Raw genomic sequence first — 17862 nt, 5'->3', positions numbered from 1 at the left:
CTAGGCCCGCCGGCGCGCCAGCAGGAACGAAGCCAACGCGCTGGCAGCGATCACGAGGCCGAGCGATTGCGCGGGTGCGGTACGGACCCGGATCGCCCAGCGCTCAATGATCGCTTCCAGGCTGCCGGCCGCATCGATCGCCGTGGGGACGACGTTGCGGTTCAGCAAGCGCTTCCACGCCGGGGGTGGCGAGGCATACCGGGTCATGTAGTCGGGGTTGCTCATCGATTTCACCGCGGGGATTTGTCATCTCACGAACGTGGTCTCGTGCCTTGCGGTTTCGCATGCAACGCCGATGTCCGGGATTATTGAGCCAAGGCGGTCGGGAAAAATCGCATGCGCGAGAAATCGTCGTTCAAGCCCTATCAGCATCCTTCAGGTGGCTGGGGGTCGGTCCGCTCCTTGGGCGACATCCTGGCACGCGAAGGTGTCCTGGCCTCCGGCGGCCTGGCGCTGACCCGGCAGAACAAGGTGGACGGCTTCCAGTGCGTTAGCTGCGCTTGGGTCAAGCCGGCCCAGCCGCTGCCGTTCGAAGTCTGCGAAAACGGCGCCAAGGCGACGGCGTGGGAGATCACCGCGCATCGCTGCACGCCGGAATTTTTCGCCAAGCATACCGTGACCGAGTTGCTGGAATGGGACGACTATCACCTTGAACAGGCGGGCCGGCTTACTCATCCGATGCGCTATGACGCTGCCACCGACAAGTATGTCGCGGTGGGGTGGGGCCATGCGATCGGCGAGATTGGCCGTGCGCTGCGCGCCATTGAGGATCGCAGGAGCGTGGTGTTCTACTCATCCGGCCGGTGCTCCAACGAGGCGAGCTACCTGTATGGCCTGTTCGCGCGGGCCTACGGCAACAACAACCTGCCCGACAGCTCCAATATGTGTCACGAGACGACGTCTGTGGCACTGCCGGAGAGCATCGGCGTTCCGGTCGGCACGGTGGCGCTGGACGATTTCACCAAGACCGACTGCATCTTCTTTTTCGGCCAGAATCCCGGCAGCAACAGCCCGCGCATGCTGCATGGGCTGCAGTCGGCCAGCGAGCGGGGTGTGCCGATCATCGTCTATAATCCGCTGCGCGAGCGTGGGTTGGAGCGCTTCACCAACCCGCAGTCGCCCAGGGAAATGCTGTCCGGGCACCAGACCCGGATCGCTTCGCAGTATAACCAGGTCAGGGCCGGTGGTGATCTCGCGGCATTGACCGGAATCTGCAGGGCGGTGTTGGACCTCGACGACGAGGCTCGGAGCCGGGGCCAGGTTTCGGTGCTGGATGACGCTTTCATCATCGAGCACACGCTCGGATTCGAAACATTCATCGCCTGGCTGCGCCAGCAGGACTGGGACGAACTGGAACGGCAGTCCGGGTTGCCGCGAGCGGCTATGGAAGCGTCGGCATCGGTCTATGCCCGGGCCAAGGCGGTGATCGCCGTTTATGGCATGGGCTTGACGCAACATCGCGCCGGGGTCGAGACCGTTCAGATGGTAGCGAACCTGCTGCTGATGCGCGGCAATATCGGACGCGCCGGCGCCGGCATCTGCCCGGTACGCGGTCATTCAAACGTGCAAGGTCAGCGCACCGTTGGCATTACCGAGAAGCCGGCCCCTGGCGGCGCAGTACGGATTTGACCCGCCGCGCGAGGCAGGTACCAACACGGTTGATGCCTGCCAGGCCATCTTGGACGGCAAGATTAACGCATTCGTCATGCTTGGCGGAAACTTCGTGCGCGCGATCCCGGATCGTGGGCAAATGGAACCGGCTTGGCGCCGCATGCAACTGACTGTGAACGTGGCCACCAAGCTGAACCGAAGCCATCTGGTTCATGGCGTGGTCAGCTATATCTTGCCGGTACTCGGTCGCATCGAGAATGACCGCCAGGCCAGCGGGCTGCAGGACCTGTCGATCGAGGACAGCACCGGCCACGTTCATGGCTCGCGTGGAGTGCGGGCGCCCGCCTCCCCGCATCTGATCAGCGAGGTGCGCCTGGTCTGCGAAATGGCGAAGGCGGCACTGGACGCAAATCCGAAGCTGACATGGGATGCCTGGCGCGATGATTACCGGCTGATCCGCCGCTCGATCGGCGAGACCTATCCCGATATCTTCCACGACTACGATCGGCGGATGTGGCATCCGGGAGGCTTCCAACGGCCGCTGCCAGCGCGGAATCGGAACTGGAAGACAAAGACAGGACGTGCGAACTTCATCACGCCGCGTGGCCTCATTGAGGACGCGGACATGCCGGAAGTCGGGCATGACACGTTGCGCATGATCACGCTGCGCTCCAACGATCAGTTCAACACGACGGTGTATGGCTATTCCGACCGGTTCCGCGGAATCGAGGGAACGCGCAACGTGGTGCTGATGAACCAGGCGGATATCGATCGGCTTGGTCTGGTGCCAGGCCATGTGGTGACGGTGCGCACCGCGTCGAAGGACAACGTCGAGCGCAAGTTGGCCGGGCTGACCGTGGTGGCTTACGACATTCCTGTGGGATGCGTCGGCAGTTACTACCCCGAGGCCAATGTGCTGCTGCCGCTGTGGCACTACGCGGAAGGCAGCAAGACGCCGGCGGCCAAGTCGATCCCAGTGACGGTGCAGAGGGAAACCGAGACCACATGCACACAATCCATGGCTGCGCAATAGTTCAGATCAAAACCGCAAGTCGCGGTCATGAATCGGCCTTGCCGTTGGACCGGCTCGCCTGGATGTCGAGCGCCGAACCGATCAGGGCGAGGTGAGAAAATGCCTGCGGGAAGTTGCCCACCAGGCGTTTTGCCCGCGGGTCGTACTCCTCGGACAGCAGGCCGACGTCGTTTGCCAGGCCGAGCAGGCGTTCGAACAACGCGACCGCGTCGGCATCCCGGCCCTGCAATGCGTACACGTTAGCCAGCCAGAACGAACACGGCAAGAATGCGCCCTCGCCGGGAGGCAGTCCGTCGGCGCCCGCTTCGGTGCGATAGCGCAGCATGAACCCGTCGACCAGCAGTTCGCTCTCGATCGCCTTGACGGTGCCGATCATGCGGGGATCGTTCGCTGGCAAGAACCCAGCCTGGGGGATCAGCAGCAGGCTGGCGTCCAACTCCGGGTTGCCGAAGCTCTGCGTGAAGCTGTTGCGCCCAGCGTCAAAGCCGTTGTGGCAGATCTCATCATGAATACGGTCTCGCAACAGTCTCCACCGATCCAGCGGGGCGTCAAAGCTGAAACGCTCGGCGTCCTTCACCGATCGGTCCAGCGCCACCCAGGCCATGACCTTGGAATGGGTGAAGTTGCGCCGGCCGCCCCGGACCTCCCAGATCCCGTCGTCGGGTTGATCCCAAATCGTCTCCAGATGCTCGATGAACAGGGCCTGCATCGACCATGCCGTGGCCGGCTCTCTTAGCCCGCTGGTGCGGGCGAGCGAGATGGCTCCGATCATCTCGCCATAGACGTCGAGTTGCAGTTGCTGCGAGGCGGCGTTGCCGATGCGTACCGGTGCGGCGCCCTGGTAGCCGGGCAGCCAGGACGGGGACCACTCAACCAACTGGCGTTCGCCGGCGATGCCATACATGATCTGTAATTCGTCGGGGCTGCCGGCAACGGCGCGATGCAGCCAATGCCGCCAGGCCTCGGCTTCCTCGTAGTAGCCACCCTCCATCAGCGCGATCAGCGTCAGGGTCGCGTCGCGCAGCCAACAGTAGCGATAGTCCCAGTTGCGTTGGCCGCCGAGTTGTTCCGGCAGCGAAGTGGTCAGCGCGGCGACGATACCTCCGGTCGGGGCGTAGGTCAGTGCCTTCAGCGTCAGCAGCGATCGTAGTACCGCTGGTTTCCAGGCGCCCTGATATTTGCAGCGCGCCGCCCAATCGCGCCAGAACGCCTCGGTCTGATCAAGCGCCTTGCGGGCGTCGAACGCAGGTGGCGGTGGACGGTGCGACGGGCCCCACGTCAGCGCGAAGTCGACGCTTTCGCCTTCGCCGACGGTGAATGCGGCATGGGTAGCCTGGTTGCGTCCGTGCAATTCGACCTTGGTATGCAACACCACGAGATTGGGGCCGACGATGGCGCTGATGCCGCCACCCTTGTGAAGCTCGGTGACCCAGGGCGTCGCCGACCCGTAGTCGAAGCGTAGGACAAGATGCATGCACATGCTGACTTTGCCACGCCTGCCTTCGACCCGCCGGACCAGGGACGAGTCGGCGCGCCCGGTGGGCATGAAATCGATCACCGCAACCTGGCCGTCGGCGGTGTCGAACAGGGTTTCCAACACCATGGTGTCGCCGCGATAGGCGCGGCTGACCCGTGGCGCGGGATCTTCCGGGGCGAGCAGCCAGCGACCATGGCGTGATGTGCCAAGCAGCGCGGCAAAACAGGCGGCGCCGTCAAAGCGCGGCCAGCACAGCCAATCGATCGAGCCATTGCGGCCCACCAGGGCGCCAGTCAAGCAATCCCCGATCAGCGCATAGTCCTCGATTCGCAGCGGTTGCTGGTCGTCGTCCGTCGGCTTCGTGTCGACCATTCCGTCTGCTCTCGAGTTGCTGTGTCTCGGGTTAGTCTTATGCGGTCCAGTCTGTGGTTCGTCTACATCGGGCGGTGGCTTGCCGGCGATATCGGCGTGCTCCATAACCCGAAGCGTTCGGAAACCTGCTGAATTCAAAGGCATTGGTATGACCCAGACGCATCAATCGGCGCCCGCTCAACAGGTGCAGCCGGCACCCGGCTGCACAATGGTTATATTCGGCGCTGGCGGAGACCTGACAAAGCGGTTGCTGATGCCGGCGCTCTACAACCTGTCCGGCTCAAAGCAACTTGCCGAGGATTTCAAGATCATCGGCGTAGATCGGGAACAGATCAGCGGCGATGACTGGAAGCGCTCGCTGGACGAGACCATGCAATCGTTCACCCACGACAAGACAGCCGAGTTCTACACGCCGCAAATCGACCCGACGGCCTGGAGCTGGGTAAAGGACCGCCTGCACTATATGCAGGGTGATTTCAGTCAGCCCGATACCTTCAAGCACGTTGGCGAGGCGGTCGGCGGCGGCAGCGCGCTGTTCTACCTTGCCGTGGCGGCGCGCTTTTTCGGCACGGTGGTGGATGGTCTTGGACAAGCCAATCTATTGAAACAGCCCGACGGGAAATTCCGTCGCGTGGTGATCGAGAAGCCGTTCGGCGCCGATTTGCCATCGGCCAAGGCGCTGAACGCGCGCATCCTGAAGCAAGCCGACGAGAGCCAATTCTATCGCATCGATCATTTTCTGGGCAAGGAAACCGTCCAGAGCATCATGGCATTGCGTTTCGCCAACGGTATGTTCGAACCAATCTGGCGGCGTGGCTACATCGATCACGTCCAGATCACCGCGGCCGAAACCGTTGGCGTGGAAGAGCGCGGCGCGTTCTACGAACCGACCGGGGCGCTGCGCGACATGGTCCCGAACCATATGTTCACCCTGCTCTGCATGGTGGCGATGGAACCGCCGAATTCATTCGATGCCGAAGCGGTACGCAGTGAAAAAGCCAAACTGATCGAGGCTATTCGGCCGGTCCGGCTCGAGGATGCAGCGCGTGGGCAGTATATCGCGGGAAAAGAGTTCAATGCCGCCGTGCCGGGCTATCGTCAGGAGCCACACGTGGCCGCGGACAGTCGGACTGAAACCTATATTGCACTCAAGCTCGATATCGAGAATTGGCGCTGGGCCGGGGTGCCGTTCTATTTGCGCACTGGCAAGCGGCTGGCCGGGCGGCGGACCGAAATCGCCGTCTTCCTTAAACCTGCTCCGTATCAGATATTTCGCGATACGCCGGTCGATGCGATGAAGCCAAACGTCATCAGGCTGATGATCGATCCCGAGCAGGGGATCGAGACAGCGCTTGATGCCAAGGTGCCGGGACCGAAAATGCAGCTTGGCCGTGTCGAAACGTCGATGCGCTACAAGGACTTCTTCGATGAGAAGCCCAATGTCGGATACGAATCGCTGCTGTATGACTGCATGATAGGGGATGCCACACTGTTCCAGCGCGCCGATGCGATCGAGGCGAGCTGGGCCGCGGTGCAGCCTCTATTGGATTCGTGGGCACGCGGCGAAGGCAAGGTGGAAGAATATCCGGCCGGCAGCCAGGGACCCGGCGGGGCGGACCAACTGCTGGAGCGGGACGGGCGGCATTGGGAAAAACTGCAAGAATAAAGCAGATCCACCGTCAAGAATACGAAATCAGAACGATAGCATGTTCATCCGGGTCATGGATCAGCCGCGCTCGGCTGCCATCGGCGAGGCTCACCGACCAGCCGGGTAACTCGGCGACTTCGAGCACGACGCGGGTGGCAGCGATATCCCTAGGTGCGAGCCGGACGGTCGGCCGTACCCGGGGGCTGCGGTAGCCAAGCAGTTCTAGATGCGGGGTCGGCCGTTTCGGTGCCAGGGCAACCACCTCCACGCTGACCGAGGCGAGACCGTCAAGCCGATCCTGCTCCGGGCCGGTATTGGTCTGCCGCGCCGCGACTGAGAAATTCAATTGATCGCGATAGAACTCGATGCTGCGCGCGACATCCATCACCACGATCGCGGAGTGGTCGATGCCATCATCGTGGCGATCGGGGAACTCGATCAGTTCCACCGGATGGCCGTCAGGATCACGAAACTTGAACGCCACGACGCCGCCGGAGCGGGCTGGCAGAAGCTGGGGGGCGGGGCTGATTGGCGACGGGCCCGCGGCCTGCAGGCGGGCGTACGCGGCCTTGATGTCGGAAACCGGGACGGCGAAATGCTGGAACAACTGATCGCATGACGTCGCACCCCCTGGATAGCGGTCGCCGGACGGTTGGAATGCCTGCAATACAAGGGTCTGACCGCCGCGCCGCAGCGTCACCGCGGTGACCTGCTCGGCGCCCAAGAGCGTCGCCATGGCCGGATCGATCACGCCGCGATGCGCAACGGCGAAACCCAGCCCGTCCACGTAGAACCGTTCGGCCTGGTCAAGGTCCGAAACCGTCAGCTCGACCCGAACCAGCCGATGCGTCATGGCATCTGTGCTCCTCTGACGTTTGTATAGATCGCCAGCAATCGATGGGAGGCGCAAATGAACATTCGGCAGCGATTGCGTCCACCGAATGCGAGGTTGGCGACGGTCGAACCGGTCAGGATCTTCCCGATCAATATGCCATTCGGTTCGATGCAATGAACACCATCCGCCGCGCTGCTCCACACCCGGCCATCCTGATCGCAGCGCAGGCCGTCAGCGAAGCCAGGCGAGATCTCGTGGAACACGCGCCCGTCATGCAACCGCCCGTCGGCAACGTTGAACACCCGGATGTGCCGTGTCGGGTGTTCGACGAACTGGGCCCCGCTTTCGGCCACATACAGCAGGCGCTCATCGGGTGAGAAGCACAGTCCGTTCGGACCGGTGAAATCATCGGCGGCTACCGCCAGCGACCCGTCCGAATCGAGCCGATAAAGCGTCGGCGGCAATTCGGCGGCATGTTTGCCGCCCTCGTAATCGGTGTTGCCGCCATAGTGCGGGTCGCTGAACCAAATCGAGCCATCGCTCGCCACCACCACATCGTTAGGACCGTTCAATCGCTTGCCGCGGAAACGATCCGCCAACACGGTGACAGATCCATCGAGTTCCGTGCGGGTAACGCAGCGGCCGCGGTGCGAACAGCCGATCAAGCGTCCTTGCCGGTCGCGGCTATGGCCATTGGCGAAGTTCGATGGCTGACGGAATACCGAAACGCCGGAATCCTCCGTCCAGCGCAGGATGCGATTATTTGGCAAGTCGCTGACCAGCAGTTGGTTGGCATCGGCGAACCAGACCGGACCTTCCAGCCAAGCGTATCCCTCGCCCAGGGTCAGCAGCGGTGCATTAGGCAACACGCACGACGCGAAGCGCGGGTCGAGTTGCTCGATCCAATCCGGCATCGGATTACTTCAGGTGGCAGGGACGACGCACCGGCGGCACGTGACGCCGTACCGTCATCAGCACCGCCGGTTGATCGCCGATCGTGCCGGCTCTGTGGCCCTTGCGGCCGCTTGCGTCCTGGCGGCAGTCCTGATCCTCACCCAGGGAAAATTCGCCCGGTCCCATCTCGATGCGGGTGCCGTCCATGGCTTCGACCCACCACCGGCCGGACAGCGGCACGATCCACTGCGGCGACGGATTTTCGTGCCATTCGCCAACCCATCCGACGGGCTGGACGGTGAACACCACCGTGGCGTCGGAGCGTTCCTGCGTATTGTTCCACTGCGGTGCGGCGTTGCCGACGCCTTTCAGGTCCCAATCGGTTAGTTCGCAGCGGGTCTGGTGACTGACGCCGTTATCATCGGCCCACAGGTGCCAATAGGGAACGCGCGGTTTGTCGGTCATGGACGGTCGACCTGGGAGTAGGGATGGGTCGATGCCAGCGGGTCGTGGAAAAAGCTCATGACCGTGGCGCTGGTGGTGCCAAAAGTGATCAACAGAAACCCGCCGGCAAGGGAGAAGTTCTTGAGAAAATCCCAGAACAGGTCGCGGCCTTTGCTGTCGCCCCGGTGCCAGAAATCACCCGGCTTCCAAAACTGCTTCCACAGCAATGCGGTGACGCCGCAGTAGCCGGCCAGGATGAAACCGGCGAGCCGGTCGGCAACGCCGGTCAGGATGCCAAGTGGCATCAGGATCTCGACGCCGAGACCAAGCAGGATCAGGCCAGTGGCGGCCGCGGTCGAGGGCACCGCTTGCTGGGCCTGACCGACCGCCCCCTTGAAGTTGATGATCTTGTCCAGCGCAGAGAACGGAAAGAACAGCACGACCAGGAGATAGCGTTCGATGATCGTTATCAGGACGGTGAATGTCATGCGCCCAGCCGGGTGCGCAAATGTTCGGCAACCCGCAACGCGTTCGCAATGATGGTCAGCGTGGGGTTCACCGATCCGATAGACGGGAAAAAGCTGGCATCAGTGACGTACAAGTTATCCACGTCGTGCGCCTTGCAATTGAGGTCGAGTACGGAGGCAGCGGGGTCAGTGCCGAAGCGACAGGTTCCGGCCTGATGGGCGGTGCCCCCGATCGGGATGTTCTTGCCGAGATAGAGCTTGCGTTCCAGCAGCACCGGATGGGCGCCGGCTATGCCGAGGAAGTGCTCCAGTTTTTTCTTCAACCGGTGGTGCGCCTCCATGTTGTTTTCCTGCAGGTCGAGGATCACTCGGTCGCCGTCGTAGAAGATGCGATTTTCTGGCCGTGGAAGGTCTTCCGACGACAGCCAGAAATCCATCGAGTGCCGGGCCATCTGGTCGAACGGCATTTCCGGCAGCCATTCCAGCCATGACGGCAGCGCCTCGGCCTTGATCTGGTCGGCGTGGGAGGTCGCGCACATCTGGATCAGGCCAAGCGGGTATTCCCAGTCGTCGGCGCCGAAATAGAAATCGCTGACGGCGAGCGTCTTTTGAAAAACCGTGTCATTCGGCTGGCGCAGCAGCGCCATCAGCACCGATTGATTATGCCGCATGTAGTTGCGTCCCACCTGGCCGGATCGGTTGGCCAAACCGTTCGGATGCGCGGCGTTGGCGGAGCGGAGCAGCAGCAGCGCCGATGACAGCGCGCCGCAGGCCACGACCACGATATCGGCGGTGTATTGCTCTTGTCGACCGTCGCGGGTGACGTCGACGCCGGTAATGCGCCGCCCCGCCGCGTCGGTCTGGAGCTTCGAAACATAGGCATTGGTCAGCAGCCTCAGGTTGGAATGGGTCGCCAGCGCTGGATCCACGCACATCACCTGGGCGTCGGCCTTACCGTTCAGCAAGCAGGGGAAGCCATCGAACGCATCGCAGCGGATGCAGATGCTGGTCGGCGTCACCTTGCCATCTTTTTCGTCCAGCCGAATACCCAGCGGCAAGTGGAACGGGTGCAGTCCTTCGGCCTTGAGGCTGTCGTTGAGTTCCTGCACCCGCGGCTCATGCGACACCGGTGGATGCGGAAACGGGCTGGAGGTGGGCGGTTCGTTCGGGTCCTCGCCGCGCTGGCCGTGCACCGCAAACAGATTTTCCGCCTCGGTGTAGAACGGCTCGAAATCGGCGTACTTCAGCGGCCATTCCGGGGACAGGCCATCACTGTGCTGGATCGCCTCGAAGTCGCGCTCACGAAGGCGGAACAGCGCGGCGCCATACACCTTGGAGTTGCCGCCGACGTAATAGTGCAAACCGGGCTGAAACGGCTTTCCGTCACCGCCATACCAGGTCTCGGTCGTCTGGTAGGCGCCGTCGACGAATACGGTCTTCGAATCCCAGTTCGCCGGCGATCTCGGCAGGTAGTCGCCGCGCTCCAGCAGCAGGATCTTCTTTCCCGTCGGGGCGAGCCGATGCGCCAGCGAAGCGCCTCCTGGGCCGCTGCCGACAACGATCAGGTCGTAATGGTCCACATCGGCCTCGTGATTCTCGGGTTGTCAGTCATAGGAGCGGCGATATTGCAATTCGGCCAGCACCCATGATCACTGTCAATCGGTGTAGCCGGCGGCCAGCACGGGCAGACGCAAGCCGGGCGCCGGGTTGGGAGTAAGCCAGAAATCTTCAGCGACCTTTCTCGGTCATCGGGCTCGAGAACGCCGAGACGGCAACGGGCAGCCGCTGCCAGGGCTTCGCCCCGTCTTTAAAAGCACGCAAACGAGATGTCCCCGAGCGACGCCGGACCATTCACGCCGAGCGGGTCTGGCTCCTTTGAGGTATCGCAAATTTCGCATGGAGGATGTTCGCGCGGCGCGATCGAGCGGCGCCCCGATGGCCGAGAGCGCCGGCGGCGACGGCGCCAGGCAGGCCGTCGCCGCGCGGTGTCACCCCAGATGCCCGACGATTTGAAGATCGTTGGCGCTGTGAACTGTGCTCAGGGTCACCGTTGCGCCGGACCCGGAACCGGTCGCAGTCGCATACACGGTCGAGACCCCGCCGATCTTGAGGTCGGCGACCTCGGTGGTGCCATTGTAAAGAAGCACCTCGTTGATCGATCCGCCAAGCGGTTTAAGCATCTCGGTGGTGGCTTGTGTCTGGTTGAGGATGATCGAGCTTGCGTTGTCCATGATGATCGGTGCCAGAAACGACAGGCCGCCGGCAACACCGCCCTGTCCGCCGATGTGCAGGTGCGATGCCTGCAGCTGGATGGTGTTGCCGATGCCCGCGCTTTGGACGTCGAGCGTGCTGCCGTTGGACGCCCTGATCGAGCCTTGGCCGCTGAGTGCACCGATTTCGAGTGTCGAATCGTTGACGGTCATGACGCCGTTATTTTGCAGCGGGCCAGAGATTTCGCTAGGGGTCCGGTATGCCCCGATCAGGTTCAGCGTAGCACCGCTGGTCAAGCTGCTGTTGCCGTTGACCACCAGCGTGGCGGTTTCGGTGCTGACCGTAATGGTGGTCGCAGTGGCCAGCACTCCGGGCGTTACGATTTCGGACGTCGATTGTGGCGCGATACCCATGCCGCCCTCGGGTGAGGCGGTCAGTTTGCCCACGTCGATGATAGCGAAATCGCCGGCCGGGTTACCGATATAGAAGCCGCCGGTGACTGGGTTGGTCGATGTGCCGCCCGGCGGCCCCCAGTTATCCGCAGGGGTGGCCTTGGCCCACCATGACCCGTGGCTGTTCTGCTGCCAGATCTTTCCATTGACATAAGCCAGTTCGGTGACGTTGGCGGTCGTTTGGTCGATCACTCCATTGACCGCGACCTGGCCGTTGATGATCGACCAGGTGTTGGCGCTGCTGTCGACGATCGCGCCGGCAGGCCCAAAGGCGGCAGCGGTCGCCAGAACGGTGTCGTTCCGCGAGACCGTCGTAATCGTCACTGGAACCGTGGTTCCCCGTGCGGTCCACGATGCGGCGGGCGAGGCCTTCGACCACCATAAATCATGGCTGTTCTCCTGCCACACCAGACCATTGGCGTATGCCAGATGAGTAACATTAGAGGTCGTACTATCGACGTTACCATTCACCTCGACCCGACCGTCCGTGGTGATCGCCCACACATTACTTTGCGCATCGGTGATCGATTGACCGAGGCCGATGAGGGTGTTGTTCGCTGACTGCATTGGTTCGCTCTTCTTTGCCAAGACAGTGAGCACATCTAAATCATACCGTTGCACGTAACGTGTCACTTCAGAGTGATATCGATCCAAATAGAGTATCGATACGAAATATAACCGAACACAAAGGAGGACGGCTTCGGATGGTGCCGCAAAAATGTGTCCGGTCGGAGCGGGCCGCCCTGTCCGGTCGGCCGCCCCCAACCAGGGCGATTACGATCGGTCGCTGCAGCGCGGGCGGCCACGAAGACCAACGGGCGGTGCTCGTGCTGCATCGGATCACGTGTGTGCGATCCTGTGATCCGCATCAGCTTGCCCGCCATAGTTGTGGTATGGCGTTGCGAACACCAGCCGAATTGCGGGATATGGCAAAAGACTTTCGCCAATTGGCGCGCTACGGCGACGACCATATCCTGAGGGAAAAACTACTTCTGGTTGCAGACGATTTAGAGCGTGAAGCGCAATGGCTAGACGAAGTCGCGGCTCAAACGCCCTGAAGCACCGGCCGCAAGGGGCCGCAACCATAGACTGCAACGGGCGTTGCCCTGCCATGACGGTGTTGGCCACGAATTGCTTCAATACCGTGACTGCTTGGCTTCAACCGAGCTTTTCCGCATGCTCATGGGCAAACGGATTGGCGAAGATCCGCTCACCGCGTAACTGCGCTTGATCCAGCCGCGTGCAGGCTTGCTCGAACAAGGCGGCGCCGGTCACGCCGCTGTCCGCCTCCCACGCCTTCACCGCATCGACGATGTCGTAAACCGCGCGCAGCACGGCTGCCGCGGCGGGGTAACCGTTCGGCGTGGCATCCTTGCCGCGGGCCATCCAATAGTCGATCCGATGGTGCGCGAAAGCGGCCAAGCCTTCGGGTCCAGCCTTGATCCCAACGCGATCGGGACGCGAGGTGTAGCGATTGGTCTTCTCGATCCACCCGCTGGCGTCGGCGTGCGACAAATGATGGATGCAAACGCCGTCCGCGGCCTCAAGCCGCGTCACCCGGTCCGACAGCCGCACGATACCGGCGTGAACGGTTCTGGAGAACGTAACAGCACCCCTCCGGAACAGCCGCACGTGATGCTCGGGCCAGTAATACGCCCGCTCGTCGTGCCGCCCCAGAATGTAGTGGCGCAGTGGAAATTCGTAGATGTCCCCGCGCGGAGCCTGCAACTCGGCGCGGATATGGCGTTCAGCTTCAGCGCTGAGGCATTCATCATCGTCCATGAACAGAATCCATTCATGGCGGCAGAGCGATAACGCCAAGGTGCGGGTTTCCTCCACCGTGGGGGTCCAGGGAACGGTGAGGACGTCGTCGGCGTAGGCTTCGGCGATGGTGCGCGACCCGTCGGTCGAGGATTTGTCCACCACGATCAGTTCATCGGCGAAGCGCAGACCGCGCAGGCAGGTGCCAAGTATGGGCGCGCGATTATGGGCGATGACGAAGGCGCTGATCTTGGCACGCTGCATGCGGTGGCTCACTGGTATGCGCGCATAGTCTAGCATTGACCGGTTAACAGGTTCTTAACGATTGCCAGGGGCCCAGGGCGTCGCTGCAACCAGGGGTTCGATTGCTCGTGCGGCGAATGCGCTAAAATTTCAACTGGCTTGCAGGAATTCGGTTATCTGGCGGGCGACCTCGGCCGGTTGGTCCAATTCGGCCAGATGCCCGGCGCCGGGAACGATCCGAGTGGTCGTCGGTCCGGCGATCCCGCTGGCGAATGTCTCGGCATAGGCGCGTGGCATGACCCTGTCCTGTTCGCCCCACAGCAACAGAGTCGCGGCCTTGATCAGGCGCAGGCGCTTTTCGAGTCTGGTATTGCCGAGCGGCCAGAAGATGCGCGCCGCTGCTTCGTTGGCTCTGACCTGTTCGATCGGCCATTCGACTGAATTGGCGCCCTCGGGCGGGGCTTTCAGCGCCTTCCAGTTCTCCGGATCGGCGCACATCAGGCCGGGCACGGCGTCGGCGCGCTGTGCCCACGGGTCGGTCGGCGGATTGGCCTCGTCGAACAGCCCGAACGGCGCGATCAACACCAGGCGGCGGACCGTCGTCGGCCACAGCGCCGCGACCTCGGCCGCGAGCGATGCACCGACCGAACTGCCGATGAGATCGGCGCCTTCCAGCCCGGCCCGGTCCAGGATCTCGCGCACCGCGAGCAGCCAGTCGAGATGCGAATCGAGCACGGTGTGACCGCGATCACCGCCGGGAAACCCTGGCAACGACGGCACGATCACCGTGTGTGACCGAGCCAGATGCCGCAGGAACGGCACCCAGCGCGGCAGTCCCCCAAAGCCGGCGAGAAAGCCAAGCTTCGGGCCGCTTCCGCTACGCCAGATTCGGGTTGGAAATCCGTTGACCTCGATAACCGAAGCTTCGGGGGCCGACATTTCGGTCTCGTTCACATTTCGCTCCGCGTTTAGTCTGCTGTCCTGGTCTCCAGCGCCTGACCACTCCCTCGGTAAGCCTTGCGGTCAGCTCCTACTGGCGGGCAGATACGGGGTGCTACCGCATCGGGTGCGACAGTTTACTCGGCTGCCAGACCAGGCCTGAAGGCCGGAACCGCTGCTCGCTGCGCGGTATCCATCGGTTGCGGCCACCAATGGTCGGTCCAGTCCGCATGGACGTCGCGCAGCTTGGGCATGACCTGTTCGGCGAACAGCTTCGTATTGTACCGCGTCAGATCCTTGCTCATGTTGCCGTATTGCAGCAACAGCATCAGATGTCCGACGTTGAGCTGGGTTGCCACCTCGCGCAATTGTTCGGCGACCTCGTCGGGGGAGCCGATGATGACGTAGCCTTTCTCCACGATCGCATCCATGTCCCGGGCGACCGAGGCGAAACGTTCGCCGGTGGACTTTCCGCGCACGCCGGCATCGGCGGCCTGTTTGACCTGACTTTCGATGCCGGCGCGCTGGCTGCCCTCGCTGGTATAGCCCGGCGGCGTTGCCCATTTCGGGTCGACGTGCAGGCATCGGCCGTAGAAGTATTCGGCCGCTTCGCGATACAGATCGAACGCCTGCTGACGGGATTCGGCGACGCCGACGAACTGCAGGAATCCGGCCTGATACGGATTGCGGCTCTTGCCGAGCCTGTCCATTTCGGTCCAGAAACCATCCATCGTTGCGCGACCGGCCTTGTATCCGTAGTACGACAAGTAACAATAGACGTAGTTCATCTCGGCGCACCACTGCCAGGTCTCCACCGATCCGCCGCCGGGTACCCAGATCGGCGGATGAGGCGTCTGCACCGGGCGCGGCCAGATGTTGACGTAGCGCTGCTGGTTGAAGCGCCCGTTGAACGCGAAGGTGTCTTTCTCGGTCCAGGCCCGCACCACCAGGTCATGCGCCTCATGGTAGCGCTGACGAAGCTGACTGGGATTGGTTCCGTAAACGTAGCAGGTGTCCATCGGAGTGCCGACCGGGAAACCGGCGATCAGCCGGCCGCCGGAGATGCAGTCGATCATTGCGAACTCTTCCGCCACGCGGGTGGGCGGATTGTACAATGCCAACGAGTTGCCCATCACGCAGATCGCCGTGTTCGTGGTGCGTCGGGCCAAGGAGGACGCGATCAGGTTGGGCGACGGCATCAGTCCGTAACCATTGGAGTGATGCTCGTTCACGCACACCGCGTCGAACCCGACCTCGGCGGCGTATTCAAGTTCGTCCATGAAGTCGTTGTACATCAGATGAGCGCGTTTCGGGTCGAACAGCGAGGAGTGGATGTCCACCCACACCGACGGATTGGCGTCCCGGAAATCCTCGGGCAGTTCCGTGTAGGGCATCAGGTGGAACCACATCAGCTTCATGGCCGGCCTCCGGGTTATGGCTACTGACCAGTATTGCGAGTGCCTGTTCGGCATGTCAATTTTGCCGCGCGAGATGCCGTGACCGCTTCCGGGGCGCCGGAAGTCGGACTAGATTGATGGGAAGGCTGACAAAATGAGGAACGTGGTCGGATGAATGACGCCGCCGGTGGGAACCTGACAGCGTCCTTGCCGGACATCGGCGCGGCTTGCATTGCAAAGGCGCGGGGCCTGATCCCGCTGCTGCAATCCGCCGCCGACCGGATCGACGCAGCCAACGAATTGCCGACCGATGTGCTGGATGCGATGTTCGACGCCGGGATGTTCAAGCTGCTGCTGCCACGCGCGGTCGGCGGCTATGAATTGAGGCCGATCGATTTCATTCAATGCGTGCAGGCGATCGCCGAGGGCGATGCCTCGGCAGCATGGTGCATGAACCAGGGCTCCGGTTGCTCGATGGCGTCGGCGTACATGGCTCCGCAAACGGCGCGGCAGATTTGGGGCGATAAACGCGACGTCGTCGCCTGGGGGCAGGGTCCCGGCGCGAGGGCGATCCGCGCCGAAGGTGGCTGGCGGGTCACCGGCACCTGGAGTTTCGCCAGCGGTTCGCGGCATGCGACCTGGCTTGGTGCGTTGTGCCCGAGTCTTGAGGCGGACGCCACGCCAATGATCCGGCCCGACGGCAAGCCGTGGGAACGAACCTTCATGTTCCGGCGCGAGCAGGCGCGGATCGACGATGTGTGGCAGGTGATGGGGCTACGGGGAACCGGCAGCGACAACTTCACCATCGAGGCTCTGTTCGTCGATGATGCGCACAGCCTGACCCGCGAGTACGAACCCGAACGCCAACAGCACGGCCCGCTCTACTCATTCCAGGCGATGCAATTGTACGCCAGCGGTTTCGCCAGCGTGGCCCTGGGTGTTTCGCGCGCGATGCTGGACGGCTTCATTGCCCTGGCGCGGCACAAGAGCCAGGCGTGGTCGGCGGATTCGCTGCGTGACAATCACGCGGTGCAGCACATCGTCGGCCACTCGGACGCCGCGTGGAAGGCGGCGCGGGCCGGGCTGCATCGGGCGGTCGACGATGCGTGGCGCGATGTCACCCAGACCGGCGTTTTGTCGATCGAGCACCGGATCGAGATCCGGCAGGCCGCAACCTACGCAATTCATGTCTCGCGCGATATCACGCACAGCGTGTTCCACGAGGCGGGTTCAACGGCGATCTTCAACAACCGGCCGTTCGAACGGCGGCTGCGCGATGTCAACAGTGTTTCGCAACAGTTGCAAGGACGTCGCACACACTTTGAATCGGTTGGGTTTTTTCGGCTTGGTGGCGAACCAAACTTGCGGTGGATATAACCGCGGCGAGATCGCTCACCCAGGCTGCATGTTGCCCTCGCATGGCTCCACTGTCTCAGGCTTGAATGCGTGTAGCAGATTGTTTTCTCGGTTTTTCAGCGCGTTAGGAGACTTAAAAAAATTTCTGCCGGCGCCGTAACCGCGTTGACACGTCGGGAGGGGGGGTTTAGAAGGCGCCTCCCCCGACGGACCGAATGGTTCAGGCGGGTCGGATCGGGTTCAGGTCCGCTGCTCTTTGACAATCGCAGAGGCTAGGAAGGGATACGTTGGCGGCGTCCATGGCTGCTGAGCGCGTGAGCGCGAGGTGGGATTGGGTTTTGTCTTGGGTGATTGGGCTGGACTTGGGTTCGGTTCGATTGTCTGGGTTGAAGCCTCGGCATGGGCGTGTCTGCGATGTATATCTTTATATATGCGTTACAGAGACGCTTGTGAGGAGGATGGTCCTTGGGCCTGGTCTGGCCTGACGGTTGGGTTTGCCTGATTGGGGTGGCCTGATGTTGGGTTGGGTTAGGTTCTGGGGTTATCGGCCTGGATATGCGAGCCTGGATCTTGTTCGTGTTCGACTGGGTGCCGCTGGGTGAGCCGCGTGATGTGTGGTGCGCCGATGGGGGATCTGGTTGGGATGAACCTGAGAGTTTGATCCTGGCTCAGAGCGAACGCTGGCGGCATGCTTAACACATGCAAGTCGCACGGCCGGGCAA

General features: G+C 62.4%; 16 protein-coding genes and 1 rRNA gene (1 of these 17 running past the window's edge). 6 read left to right on the top strand and 11 right to left on the bottom strand.

Annotated features, from left to right (window positions below; translation table 11 throughout):
• Positions 1-225: a hypothetical protein gene (locus ACQY4Y_RS00445; RefSeq protein WP_428488604.1), complete on the bottom strand. Its 225-nt coding sequence runs from the start codon at positions 223-225 to the stop codon at positions 1-3.
• 111 nt (positions 226-336) lie between these two features.
• Here ACQY4Y_RS00445 and ACQY4Y_RS00440 point away from each other — a divergent pair, with 111 nt between their 5' ends.
• Together ACQY4Y_RS00440 and ACQY4Y_RS00435 are read left to right on the top strand one after the other, a co-directional pair.
• A complete protein-coding gene (locus ACQY4Y_RS00440) occupies positions 337-1629 on the top strand; it encodes a molybdopterin-dependent oxidoreductase (protein ID WP_428488603.1) in 1293 nt (430 codons plus the stop codon).
• 121 nt (positions 1630-1750) lie between these two features.
• A complete protein-coding gene (locus ACQY4Y_RS00435; protein WP_428488602.1) occupies positions 1751-2644 on the top strand; it encodes a molybdopterin dinucleotide binding domain-containing protein in 894 nt (297 codons plus the stop codon).
• 25 nt (positions 2645-2669) lie between these two features.
• Here ACQY4Y_RS00435 and ACQY4Y_RS00430 read toward each other — a convergent pair whose 3' ends face one another.
• Entirely contained in the window at positions 2670-4493 is a 1824-nt protein-coding gene (locus ACQY4Y_RS00430; protein WP_428488601.1) for a glycoside hydrolase family 15 protein, read from the bottom strand.
• A gap of 208 nt (positions 4494-4701) precedes the next feature.
• Between ACQY4Y_RS00430 and zwf the strand changes: the two genes are divergently transcribed.
• A complete protein-coding gene (gene zwf / locus ACQY4Y_RS00425; RefSeq protein WP_428488600.1) occupies positions 4702-6159 on the top strand; it encodes a glucose-6-phosphate dehydrogenase in 1458 nt (485 codons plus the stop codon).
• Between the two features lie 13 nt (positions 6160-6172).
• Here the strand turns inward: zwf and ACQY4Y_RS00420 are convergent, their stop codons facing one another.
• The 6 genes from ACQY4Y_RS00420 to ACQY4Y_RS00395 form a co-directional block, all read right to left on the bottom strand.
• Positions 6173-6994 (bottom strand): VOC family protein, encoded by an 822-nt coding sequence (locus ACQY4Y_RS00420; RefSeq protein WP_428488599.1) that lies wholly within the window; start codon positions 6992-6994, stop codon positions 6173-6175.
• Positions 6991-7890, bottom strand: coding sequence for an SMP-30/gluconolactonase/LRE family protein (locus tag ACQY4Y_RS00415; RefSeq protein WP_428488598.1), 900 nt, complete (start codon positions 7888-7890; stop codon positions 6991-6993). Before ACQY4Y_RS00415 ends, ACQY4Y_RS00420 begins: the two co-directional genes overlap by 4 nt.
• 4 nt (positions 7891-7894) lie before the next feature.
• Positions 7895-8335: a cupin domain-containing protein gene (locus ACQY4Y_RS00410; protein ID WP_428488597.1), complete on the bottom strand. Its 441-nt coding sequence runs from the start codon at positions 8333-8335 to the stop codon at positions 7895-7897.
• On the bottom strand, positions 8332-8802 hold the full coding sequence (locus ACQY4Y_RS00405; RefSeq protein WP_428488596.1) for a DoxX family membrane protein: 471 nt from the start codon (positions 8800-8802) through the stop codon (positions 8332-8334). The genes ACQY4Y_RS00410 and ACQY4Y_RS00405 overlap by 4 nt, the downstream gene beginning before the upstream one ends.
• The gene (locus ACQY4Y_RS00400; RefSeq protein WP_428488595.1) at positions 8799-10361 is read right to left on the bottom strand and encodes a GMC oxidoreductase; all 1563 of its coding nucleotides are present in this window, start codon (positions 10359-10361) and stop codon (positions 8799-8801) included. The genes ACQY4Y_RS00405 and ACQY4Y_RS00400 overlap by 4 nt, the downstream gene beginning before the upstream one ends.
• A 408-nt stretch (positions 10362-10769) precedes the next feature.
• Positions 10770-12077 (bottom strand): hypothetical protein, encoded by a 1308-nt coding sequence (locus tag ACQY4Y_RS00395; RefSeq protein WP_428488594.1) that lies wholly within the window; start codon positions 12075-12077, stop codon positions 10770-10772.
• 71 nt (positions 12078-12148) lie between these two features.
• On the opposite strand from ACQY4Y_RS00395, the gene ACQY4Y_RS00390 reads away from it, so the two are divergent.
• The gene (locus ACQY4Y_RS00390) at positions 12149-12502 is read left to right on the top strand and encodes a hypothetical protein (protein ID WP_428488593.1); all 354 of its coding nucleotides are present in this window, start codon (positions 12149-12151) and stop codon (positions 12500-12502) included.
• Positions 12503-12602: 100 nt separating this feature from the next.
• Here the strand turns inward: ACQY4Y_RS00390 and ACQY4Y_RS00385 are convergent, their stop codons facing one another.
• From ACQY4Y_RS00385 to ACQY4Y_RS00375, 3 genes are all read right to left on the bottom strand, one after another.
• Complete coding sequence (locus tag ACQY4Y_RS00385; protein ID WP_428488592.1) at positions 12603-13469, bottom strand: glycosyltransferase family 2 protein; 867 nt, start codon at positions 13467-13469, stop codon at positions 12603-12605.
• Positions 13470-13598: 129 nt separating this feature from the next.
• Positions 13599-14402: an alpha/beta fold hydrolase gene (locus ACQY4Y_RS00380; protein WP_428488591.1), complete on the bottom strand. Its 804-nt coding sequence runs from the start codon at positions 14400-14402 to the stop codon at positions 13599-13601.
• A 122-nt stretch (positions 14403-14524) separates the two neighbouring features.
• Entirely contained in the window at positions 14525-15805 is a 1281-nt protein-coding gene (locus ACQY4Y_RS00375) for an LLM class flavin-dependent oxidoreductase (protein ID WP_428488590.1), read from the bottom strand.
• Between the two features lie 150 nt (positions 15806-15955).
• Between ACQY4Y_RS00375 and ACQY4Y_RS00370 the strand changes: the two genes are divergently transcribed.
• Both ACQY4Y_RS00370 and ACQY4Y_RS00365 read left to right on the top strand, forming a co-directional pair.
• A complete protein-coding gene (locus ACQY4Y_RS00370) occupies positions 15956-17161 on the top strand; it encodes an acyl-CoA dehydrogenase family protein (protein WP_428488589.1) in 1206 nt (401 codons plus the stop codon).
• Positions 17162-17785: 624 nt separating this feature from the next.
• Positions 17786-17862: ribosomal RNA gene (locus ACQY4Y_RS00365) — 16S ribosomal RNA — on the top strand; it runs 1416 nt beyond the window's last position.

Source organism: Rhodopila sp. (genome assembly GCF_965277165.1).
In the GTDB taxonomy this organism is placed as follows: Bacteria; Pseudomonadota; Alphaproteobacteria; order Acetobacterales; family Acetobacteraceae; genus Rhodopila.
The sequence above is the reverse complement of the archived record's forward strand: the minus strand, read 5'-3'. Positions and strand labels throughout refer to the sequence as shown.

What these genes read in the sequence shown, in the direction of transcription:
- ACQY4Y_RS00445 (WP_428488604.1), bottom strand. Translation starts at nt 225, where the DNA reads ATGAGCAACCCCGACTACATGACCCGGTATGCCTCGCCACCCCCGGCG.
- ACQY4Y_RS00440 (WP_428488603.1), top strand. Translation starts at nt 337, where the DNA reads ATGCGCGAGAAATCGTCGTTCAAGCCCTATCAGCATCCTTCAGGTGGC.
- ACQY4Y_RS00435 (WP_428488602.1), top strand. Translation starts at nt 1,751, where the DNA reads ATGGAACCGGCTTGGCGCCGCATGCAACTGACTGTGAACGTGGCCACC.
- ACQY4Y_RS00430 (WP_428488601.1), bottom strand. Translation starts at nt 4,493, where the DNA reads ATGGTCGACACGAAGCCGACGGACGACGACCAGCAACCGCTGCGAATC.
- zwf (WP_428488600.1), top strand. Translation starts at nt 4,702, where the DNA reads ATGGTTATATTCGGCGCTGGCGGAGACCTGACAAAGCGGTTGCTGATG.
- ACQY4Y_RS00420 (WP_428488599.1), bottom strand. Translation starts at nt 6,994, where the DNA reads ATGACGCATCGGCTGGTTCGGGTCGAGCTGACGGTTTCGGACCTTGAC.
- ACQY4Y_RS00415 (WP_428488598.1), bottom strand. Translation starts at nt 7,890, where the DNA reads ATGCCGGATTGGATCGAGCAACTCGACCCGCGCTTCGCGTCGTGCGTG.
- ACQY4Y_RS00410 (WP_428488597.1), bottom strand. Translation starts at nt 8,335, where the DNA reads ATGACCGACAAACCGCGCGTTCCCTATTGGCACCTGTGGGCCGATGAT.
- ACQY4Y_RS00405 (WP_428488596.1), bottom strand. Translation starts at nt 8,802, where the DNA reads ATGACATTCACCGTCCTGATAACGATCATCGAACGCTATCTCCTGGTC.
- ACQY4Y_RS00390 (WP_428488593.1), top strand. Translation starts at nt 12,149, where the DNA reads ATGGTGCCGCAAAAATGTGTCCGGTCGGAGCGGGCCGCCCTGTCCGGT.
- ACQY4Y_RS00385 (WP_428488592.1), bottom strand. Translation starts at nt 13,469, where the DNA reads ATGCAGCGTGCCAAGATCAGCGCCTTCGTCATCGCCCATAATCGCGCG.
- ACQY4Y_RS00375 (WP_428488590.1), bottom strand. Translation starts at nt 15,805, where the DNA reads ATGAAGCTGATGTGGTTCCACCTGATGCCCTACACGGAACTGCCCGAG.
- ACQY4Y_RS00370 (WP_428488589.1), top strand. Translation starts at nt 15,956, where the DNA reads ATGAATGACGCCGCCGGTGGGAACCTGACAGCGTCCTTGCCGGACATC.